At 59.4% G+C, this 2,448-nt stretch carries 2 protein-coding genes; one reads left to right on the forward strand and one right to left on the reverse strand.

The genetic code is table 11. From position 1 onward, the window contains the following. Positions 1-1,310: signal recognition particle protein (ffh, locus tag NW837_RS05545; RefSeq protein WP_414329716.1), on the reverse strand; the 1,310-nt coding region annotated here is incomplete at its 3' end. A 166-nt stretch (positions 1,311-1,476) separates the two neighbouring features. On the opposite strand from ffh, the gene NW837_RS05550 reads away from it, so the two are divergent. Further along, on the forward strand, positions 1,477-2,448 hold a 972-nt coding region (locus tag NW837_RS05550), incomplete at its 3' end, for a carotenoid oxygenase family protein (RefSeq protein ID WP_414329718.1).

Genomic DNA, 2,448 nt, shown 5'->3' on the forward strand with positions numbered 1-2,448 from the left:
ATACCGGGAAAACCGCCACCCATGCCCATGTTGCGCATCATGTCGCGCATGCGTTGAAAATCACTGACCAGTCGGCTGACATCCTCCAGCTTGTGGCCAGATCCGCGGGCCACCCGTCGTTTGCGGCTGACGCTGCGGGCCAACAGATCCGGGTTGCGCCGCTCTTCGGGGGTCATGGAGTTGATCATGGCTTCGGCGCGGGCCAGTTGGTCTTGTCCCTTTTGCAGTTGTTCCTCGCTGATTTTGCCCATCCCTGGCATCAGTCTCAGCAGCCCTGCCAAGGATCCCATGCGTTTAATTAGGCGCATCTGCTTGAGGAAATCGGTGAAATCAAACTGGGCAGTCATCATCTTCTCCGCCATGCTGGCGGCATCTCCCAGGTCGATTTCCTCTTGGGCTTTTTCCACCAAGCTGAGGATATCCCCCATACCCAGAATGCGGGAGGCCATGCGATCCGGGTAGAAGGGATCCAGCGCTTCCACCTTTTCGCCAACACCGATGAACTTGATGGGCTGACCGGACACTTGGCGAATGGAAAGGGCGGCCCCACCGCGGGTGTCCCCATCCAGCTTGGTGAGAATGGCCCCAGTGATGCCCAAGCGCTCGTGGAAGGCTCGGGTAAGGCTGGCTGCCTCTTGGCCGATCATGGCATCCACCACCAGCAGGATCTCGTGGGGCTGCACCGCCGCCTTGATCCGCTCCAGCTCCGCCATCATCTCCAGGTCAATCTGCAAACGACCGGCAGTGTCCAAAATCACGTAGTCGTAGCCCTGCTGCCGGGCCGTCTTCACCCCCTGCCGGGCAATCTCGACGGGATCTGCTTTGCCCAGGTCGAAAACGGGGATCTGAATTTGCTGGCCCAGCGTCTTGAGCTGGTCGATGGCCGCCGGGCGGTAGATGTCTCCGGCCACCATCAGGGACTTCTTGCCCTGCTTGCGCAAGTACAAAGCCAACTTGGCGCAGGTGGTGGTTTTGCCGGATCCCTGCAAACCGGCCATGAGGACAATGGTGGGAGGCTGCTCCGCTTGGGCGATGGGCACGTTGGCTTCCCCCATCACTTTCACCAGCTCGTCGTGGACGATCTTGATGAACTGCTGATCCGGCGTCACCCCCAGGATGACCTCGGATCCCAGGGCAGCTTCCCGCACATCCTCGATAAACTGCTTCACCACCTGCAAATTGACATCCGCATCCAGCAGGGCTCGCCGCACCTCCCGCAGAGCTTCTTGAATGTTGGTTTCGGTGATCTTGTCCTGGCCGCGCAGCTTTCTCCAGGCCAATTCCAACTTCTCGGAGAGGGCATCAAACATGGGTACTGTGGATCCTGTCAGGCGCTTTGGGGGCATTTCCTACCATAGTCGAATCGGGGCGACTCCATCTTGGGGATCCCAACCAAGGTGGCTATCCCGGCCCAGAAAAACTGGCGACTTCACAAAAGTTTAAGCAACAATAGAGGGCGTTGCATGCAGATCTTCCATGGTCAGCGTCGCTTCCCTTCCCTACAGCACCACCGACTGGCAATTGGGCTATCGCTCCCTATCCCAGGAGTACGACTATTGGATTACGGAGATCGAAGGACGGATCCCGGCAGGGTTGCGGGGAACCCTGTTTCGCAACGGCCCGGGCAAGCTGGAGGCGGGATCCCAGCGCTACGGGCACCCGTTCGATGGCGATGGCATGGTCTGCGCCATCACCTTTGTGGAGGGGAAGGTTCATTTTCGCAACCGGTTTGTGCGCACCCGCGAGTTTGAAGCAGAGGAAAAAGCCGGTCGGGTGCTTTACCGAGGGGTGTTTGGCACCCAAAAGCCGGGCGGCTGGTGGAGCAACTTTCTCGACTTGCGGTTTAAAAATCCCGCCAACACCAATGTCATCTACCAGGGAGATAAGCTGCTGGCCCTGTGGGAGGCCAGTGCCCCTTACCGGCTGAACCCGGCCACCTTGGCCACCGAGGGGATCGAAACGTTTGCAGGAGGGATCTCGGCCAGCCAGCCTTTCACTGCCCATCCCCGGCGGGATCCCCACACGGGAGATCTCATCGCCTTTGGGGTGCGGGCTGCCCAGAACTCCACGTTGCTGTTTTATCGTCTGGACTCGCGCGGGCGCTTGGTGGAAAAGCGGGATTACCGCCTGCGGGGCTTTGCCTTTCTGCATGATTTTGTCTGGACACCCCGCTACCGCATCTTCTTCCAAAATCCCTTGGCTTTCAATCCCCTGCCGTTTGTGTTGGGCTGGCAACCGGCGGGCACCTGTTTGACCTTGAAACCGGGGGAGCCGACCCGCATCTGGCTCTTTCCCCAGGGCGATAAGCCGCTGCAACTGGAAGCGGAGCCGGGGTTTGTTTTCCATTTTGTCAACGGCTACGAAGTCGGGGATCGGGTTGTGGTGGATGCCGTCCTCTATGAGAACTACCCTGCCCTGGAGCCGGATGCCGATACCTGCAGATTGACT

Source organism: Synechococcus sp. R6-10, from assembly GCF_047461815.1.
Lineage (GTDB): Bacteria > Cyanobacteriota > Cyanobacteriia > Thermostichales > Thermostichaceae > Thermostichus.